The organism is Streptomyces sp. NPDC058964 (assembly GCF_042741275.1).
Lineage (GTDB): Bacteria > Actinomycetota > Actinomycetes > Streptomycetales > Streptomycetaceae > Streptomyces.
On sequence record NZ_JBHYKH010000517.1, the window covers coordinates 1 to 6,349 of the forward strand.

5 protein-coding genes are annotated in these 6,349 nt (G+C 71.1%); 3 read left to right on the top strand and 2 right to left on the bottom strand.

What is annotated here, in order from left to right; genetic code table 11:
- A partial coding sequence (locus ACFW2E_RS38890) for a substrate-binding domain-containing protein (protein ID WP_384474392.1) occupies window positions 1-312 on the bottom strand: 312 nt, incomplete at its 3' end.
- A 771-nt stretch (window positions 313-1,083) separates the two neighbouring features.
- On the opposite strand from ACFW2E_RS38890, the gene ACFW2E_RS38895 reads away from it, so the two are divergent.
- The 3 genes from ACFW2E_RS38895 to ACFW2E_RS38905 all read left to right on the top strand — a co-directional run bounded on the left by ACFW2E_RS38895 (window position 1,084) and on the right by ACFW2E_RS38905 (window position 5,793).
- Window positions 1,084-3,603, top strand: a complete 2,520-nt coding sequence (locus tag ACFW2E_RS38895; RefSeq protein ID WP_384474395.1) for a SpoIIE family protein phosphatase — start codon at window positions 1,084-1,086, stop codon at window positions 3,601-3,603.
- Window positions 3,600-4,685 carry a sugar ABC transporter substrate-binding protein gene (locus ACFW2E_RS38900; RefSeq protein ID WP_384474398.1) on the top strand — a complete coding sequence of 362 codons (1,086 nt, stop codon included), beginning with the start codon at window positions 3,600-3,602 and terminating at the stop codon, window positions 4,683-4,685. Before ACFW2E_RS38895 ends, ACFW2E_RS38900 begins: the two co-directional genes overlap by 4 nt.
- 289 nt (window positions 4,686-4,974) lie before the next feature.
- Entirely contained in the window at window positions 4,975-5,793 is an 819-nt protein-coding gene (locus ACFW2E_RS38905; protein ID WP_384474401.1) for a class I SAM-dependent methyltransferase, read from the top strand.
- A 20-nt stretch (window positions 5,794-5,813) separates the two neighbouring features.
- Here the strand turns inward: ACFW2E_RS38905 and ACFW2E_RS38910 are convergent, their stop codons facing one another.
- Window positions 5,814-6,236 carry a nuclear transport factor 2 family protein gene (locus ACFW2E_RS38910; protein WP_384474404.1) on the bottom strand — a complete coding sequence of 141 codons (423 nt, stop codon included), beginning with the start codon at window positions 6,234-6,236 and terminating at the stop codon, window positions 5,814-5,816.
- Between the last annotated feature and the right edge of the window lie 113 nt (window positions 6,237-6,349).

Sequence of the window (6,349 nt, forward strand, 5' to 3'; positions counted from 1 at the left end):
GGCCACGAGCACGATGGCATCCACGCCCTTGGCGATCATCGAGTCCATCTGTTCCTGCTGGGTGGCCACGTCGCCCTTGGCGTTGGCGTGTTCGACCGTGCAGTTCCGGCACAGCTGCTTGATCTTCTTCTCGAGCAGGGGCCTGTCCTGCGTCTCCCACCGGGCCGTGGTGTTGTCCGGCAGCAGCACCCCGATCTGCGGCGCGTCCTGCCCGCCGGTTGCGTTACCGGCACCCGACCCGCAGGCCGCGATCGCAATGGCCGTCGAGAGCGCGGTCACGACCTTGACCGTGTCGCGCAGGCAGGCCTTCACGGGAGAGCCCCGCTTGTCCGTCGGCGCGTGACCGGTGGCGCTCCGGGCTCCACCCGGCCGGCGACGGCCCGGACACGAGATCCAGGCGCCGCGCCGGTCCGTGGCGGTCCGGTCCGTGGAGGTCCGGTGGCATCGCGCCGCGCTGTCCGCCCGGGACCGGTCGGCGTGGCGGGCTTTGGAGGAGACGTCGGGAGTGCCTCGCAGTGCCGCGGATGCGTGAGCGCGTCGGCCGGAGCGTACGCAAGGGACGCGGCGCGCGGCGGGGACACAGTGCCCGCTGAACCAGGCCATGGTGGCGAGAAGACGCGGTCGGACATCGGCCACGACCTTCACGGGTGGCGACTGCGACTCCGGCGGCCGCACAGTGACATCGCCCGGCCCGGGGAGGCAGGCACTCGGCCCGACCCGCCCGGCATGAGCGGCTTCCTCATCGCGCATGGCGACACACGGACCTCCTCACCATGCCACGCGAACTGCTGCGCTCGAGTCCAGCAGCCGGCGGGCGGTTACGGCACCGCCGTTTCGAGCGCCCGTCTGCAGGTGGCAAGACGACCACCTCGCCAGTCTGACACCGGCCGAGGTGATCGGCGAACGCAGCGGGACCGGCCGCGCAAGCCACGCCGGCCAGGTGCCACCGCCGATGCACGGCAATTCACATAGGAGGCAATTGATGGATTATGTCCCATTAGAGCGCATATGCGATTCTGGTCAGGAGGTGCCCGATCTCAGCCTCTCGGCACCTGCGGCACGAACGGGAGGTAGGTTGCGAACATGCCTCATGACGGCCGCACCCGGGCCGGAGTATCGCAGCCAGGGGCATCCGGGGCCGGCACCGCCGACACGGAAGCGGTGCCCGCGGCACACGACGCTGCCGCGCGTGATGGGGCTCTGGCGTTCTCCGGCGCGACGGAGGCGGCGGTCTATGTGCCCTGGGGCGGCAACGACGAACTCCGGCTGCTGGAAAGAGGCGGATCCACCCCTTCTTCGTACGACCTGCCGGAGCGTTTGCCCATATCGGGTCGTTCACCCGCGGCGAATGCCTACCGCACCGGACGGCCGCTGTGGCTGGGTCCGGCGGCTCTCGCCTCCCACACCGAACAGGAGCCGCCCCCGCGAGGAGATGCGTCGCTCGGTGCGCTGCCGCTGAGGGCGGAGGGCAGGCGGCTGGGCTGTCTCGTCGTGGTGGGTGCTCTCGCCGACGGCTTCGAGGCCGAGCAACGGCGCTTTCTGGAGCGGTACGCCGACTCGGTCGCCGACCTGATGCGCACCCGGGCCGGGCAACCCGCGCCGTCATCACTGCTGCTTCCCGCCCTGCGGAACCTGCACGTCGGTTCCTTCGTCCTGGTGCCGGAGACCGGCCTGATCGAGGCGGACGAAACGCTGCTCAAGCTGGTCGGCATCGCGCCGGACGACTTCGACGGCAAGGCGGACACCCTGCTCGCGCACGCCCTCCCGGAGGACATGCACGCGTTGATGTCGATCCTGGAGCCGTCCACCCAGGCTTTCGGACCACGGGAGTTGGAGTTCCGCGTCCGCGGTCCCACCGGTGAGATGCGCTGGCTCAGCCTGAGTTGCCGGGTGGTGGCGAGCACCGACGACCGGCCGGAGCAGGTACTGGGCGTGGTGACGGCGACCGCGGCCCTGCGCCGCAAGGCCGACGACGTTGCCAGGATCCAGCGGCTGACGGCCGCGCTCGACGACGCCGCGACCGTCCGCGACGTCGGCCAGGTGCTGGTCACCGCGCTGCGTGAGCCCCTGGGAGCCGACCGGGTGGCACTGGCCGAGTTGCGGGACGACCGGCTCACGGTCACCGTCCTCGACCCGCCGCAGCCCGCCGCCTGGCCGGAGTCGTGGCGTTCTGAGGGGCCCGACGCGCCGGTCGAGGTCCTGCCCACGCTTCAGCTGGCCCTCCAGGACGGACGCATGGACCTGTGGCCTGCCGGGACGGCACTCGAGCCCGGACTGGCCGGCATCGGCACCGGCGGCCTGGCGGTCCTGCCACTGCCCGCCAAGGACCAGGTCACCGGCCTGTGCCTGGTCGGCTGGGAACAGCCGCACGAGTTCGCGCCCGAGGAACGGTCCTTGCTGACCGCCACCGCGGCACTGGTCGGGCAGGCCCTCAAGCGCGCGCACGCGCACGACGCCGAGCAGGAACTCGCGACGATGCTGCAGCGCAGTCTGCTGCCCCGGCGCCTGCCCGAACTGCCCGGGGGAACGGCCGTCGCCCGCTATCTGCCCGCCCGGCGAGGACTGGAGGTCGGGGGCGACTGGTACGACGTCATCGCGCTGTCCGAGGAGCGCGTCGCGCTGGTGATCGGCGACGTGCAGGGGCACAGCGCCGGGGCCGCGACCATCATGGGCCAGATGCGTACCGCGGTCCGCGCGTACGCGGTGGAGGGGCATCCGCCCGACGTGGTCGTCTCACACGCCAACCGGCTCCTCGTCGGCATGGAGACCGACCTGTTCGCCACCTGCTGCTACGCCGAGCTGGACCTGGAGGAGGGCAACACCCTCATCGTCCGGGCGGGTCATCTCTCACCCCTGGTGCGCCATCCCGACGGCAGCGCCGAGGAGGTGCTGGTCGAGGGCGGGCCGCCGCTGGGCATCCTCGCGGACGCGGAATTCCCCATGACCGCGATCGCACTCGCTCCCGGCACCGTGCTGGCGCTGGTCACCGACGGCCTGGTCGAGGCCGCCGACCTGCCGATGGACGAGGGCATGCGCCGGACCCGGGCGGCGCTCGCCGCGGCCGATCCGGCGGATCCGGGCCGTATGGCCGACCAACTGCTCGGTGACGGCGGGCGTCGTGAGGACGACGTGGCACTGTTGCTGCTGCGCTACGACGGCATGAAGACCCGGCCGATACGGGCCGGCTGGGTGGTGTGGCGACTGCCCGACGCCGTCATGCACGCCCGCCGCTTCACCGCACGCACACTGCGCCGCTGGAAGGTCGAGGAAGCGCGCGACCCGGTGCTGCTGGTCGTGTCCGAACTCGTCACCAACGCCCTCATGCACACCCAGGGACCGGTGCGGCTCGACCTGATGCTCCGCGGTGAACGGGTGCGGGTCTGCGTGAGCGACACCTCACCCCGCGCCCCCGCCAAGCCGGTGATCGTGGACTGGGAATCGACAGGAGGGCGGGGTCTGCTGCTGGTCGAGGCGATGTCGGACGCCTTCGGCACGGTGCCGGTGGCCGGCGGCAAGCAGGTCTGGAGCGAGATCGGAGTGCGCCGGCGCGAGCCCGTGCCGGCGGACCGGGCGCCCGGGCCGGAAGGCGAGGAGCTGTCGTGAGGACCTCCGTGCACCATCTCGTCGCGGCACTCGCGGCCGGGGTCATGATCATGTCCTTGGCCGCCTGCGGCCAGGAGCGGGGAGCGGGCACGGACGGTTTCACGGTCGGCCTGCTGCTCCCGGGTCGAGGGGTTCCCCGCTGGGAGCAATCCGACAAACCGCTGATCGAGAAGCAGCTGAGAAGGCTGTGCCCCCGCTGCACCATGGCGTACGCCAACGCGAACGACGACCCGGCGACACAGCGCCAGCAGATGATCTCCATGATCACCAAAGGCGTCAGGGTCCTGATCCTCGACGCCGCCGACACCAAGGCGATCCGCTCCTCGATCCAGGAGGCGAAGAAGGCAGGCGTCCCGGTGGTCGCATACGACCGGCTCGCCGAAGGCCCGATCTCGGGCTACGTCAGCTTCGACGGCGACCAGGTCGGCAGGCTCCAGGGCAAGGCGCTCCTCGAGGCGATGGGCGACCACACGAAGACGGGCGACGCCGTCGTCATGCTGAACGGCGATCCCACGAGCGCCAACGCCCAGTCGTTCAAGCGGGGCGCGCTGTCCGTCATCGCCGGCAAGGTGAAGATCGGCCGGTCGTACGACATCCCGGGCTGGAGCACGGACAGCGCCCACGCCAACATGACCGCCGCGATCGCCGCGCTGGGCCCCGACCGGATCCGCGGCGTCCTGGCGGCCAACGACGCCCTGGCGGAAGGCGCCGCCTCCGCGCTCAGGAACGCCGGCGTCAGGCAACTCCCTCCCATCACCGGCCAGGACGCCGACCTCGCGGCTGTGCAGCGCATCGTCCGGGGTGAGCAGTACATGACGGTGTACAAACCGTTCAGGGCCGAAGCCGCCGCGGCCGCCGCCATGGCCATCGCCCTCGGACGCGGCACGGACATCGGCGCCATCGCCACGACCACGACCGACAGCGCCACCGTCAAGGGCATCCCGACCGTGCTGCTCACACCGCGCGCGGTGACGGTCGACAGGATCAAGAAGACGCTCGTCAAGGACGGTGTGTACACCGTCGGCCAGATCTGCGTCTCGCGGCTGCGGCCGGCCTGCGCCAGGGTCGGGCTCGACCGGTAGCCCCTGGCCGCGACACCCGTTCGCTTCCAGTCGCGATTGCCATGACACCCCGTGGCCGCGACGGCTCTGCGACGGGGTCCACGCCCGCTTCGAAGCCGGGATCGCCCGGCACGACGTCACTGTCTGCCCGTGTCACCTCTTCGGCCGCCGCCGGGCGCGGTTCACCCGATGGTGTCCGCGGACCCACCACCCGGTCGATGTCCCTGATCGGTTGCCCCCCGGAGGCTGTGATGGTGACAGCAGTCGATCTCCGGTGATCAGGAGAGCTCAAGGACAAGGTGGTCCGCCCGTGACCGATACGCCCTCCCCCGACCGGTCGGCCTCCGGCGACGGCCGCTACGGCAGCGAGCTGTTCTCCTCCGAAGAGCCCGGGGAGTCCGGGCGCATCGATGCCGCCGCGCTGGTCTACGACCCCGTCACCACGCACCGCCTGCGGGCGCTCGGCGCGGGGCCGGGCAGCCGCTGTCTCGAAGTGGGTGCCGGGACCGGAACGGTGGCGCGCTGGCTGCTGAACGAGGCGCACGTCGCGGAGGTGGTCGCCCTCGACCGGGACACCAGTGCCCTGGCCTCCGTCGCGGACCCTCGGCTGAGCGTGGTCACCGCCGATCTCACGGACGAGAGGCTGCGACCGGGCGGGTTCGACCTGATCCACGCCAGGTTCGTTCTCATGCACCTGTCCGAGCGCCGTCGGCTCGTCTCGCGGCTCGCGGACTGGCTCAACCCCGGGGGCCTGCTGGTGCTCGGCGACGCGGTGGAACTGCCGAACGTCCAGGACACCTCGTCCGCCTACCGAAGGACCATGGACGCAATGTGGCAGGCGCTGAGGTCGACGATCGGCACCGACACGTCCTCCGTACCGGCGTACCCGCACTACCTGAGAGAGGAGGGCCTGCACGACGTCGCCGCGGAACTTCTCTGCCCGCCGATGGTCGCCGGCAGCCCCCTGGCCCGCTTCTGGTCCGAGACCTGGAGCCGGATGCGCCCCGCTCTGGTCGCGACGGGCCGGGTGGACGCCACGGTCATCGACGAGGCGCTGGCGTACCTGGCCTCACCCCGCCTCGCCGAGCTGGGGCCGGGCATGATGATGGCCTGGGGCCGGCGCCGCTGACCGGCAGGCCTCGCCCTGCCTCATTCGCCGTCGGAACCACCACGAGGACCCTGACGGGCGCTGCCGATGTTTCGGTCGTCGTCCGAGCCGTGGAGCATCAGGGTGACCTCCTCGATGCGGCGGAAGCGGCCGTCGGGCGCGAAATCGCCGAACACATAGACCTCCATGCGCACGGTCGAGCCGTCCTTCTTCGTGACATGAGCGGTGTGCCGGTCGGCGTACCTGCTGCCGTCGTACAGCTCTTCGTGTACCTCGACATGGCCGTCGGCGACGATGTCGCGCAAGTGGGCCATGTGCTCGAGGAACTCTGCACGGTCGGCCCACTCGCCGTCCGTGCGCTGGCGGTACTCCGGAGCGAAGTGACGGTCGGCCGCCTCCTGCAGGGTGATGTCGCGAGTGAAGAGCAGGTCGGTGATGGCGGCGTGTATACCCGTGCGAGTCATGGGGCTTCCTTCCGGGGGCAGAAGAGGCGAGAATTGCGTGCGCGGCGCACGCGTCACCCACGCCTGGAGCTGCGGAGGCGGGGGTGGGGCACGCGCTTTTGGCGGGGTGGAGA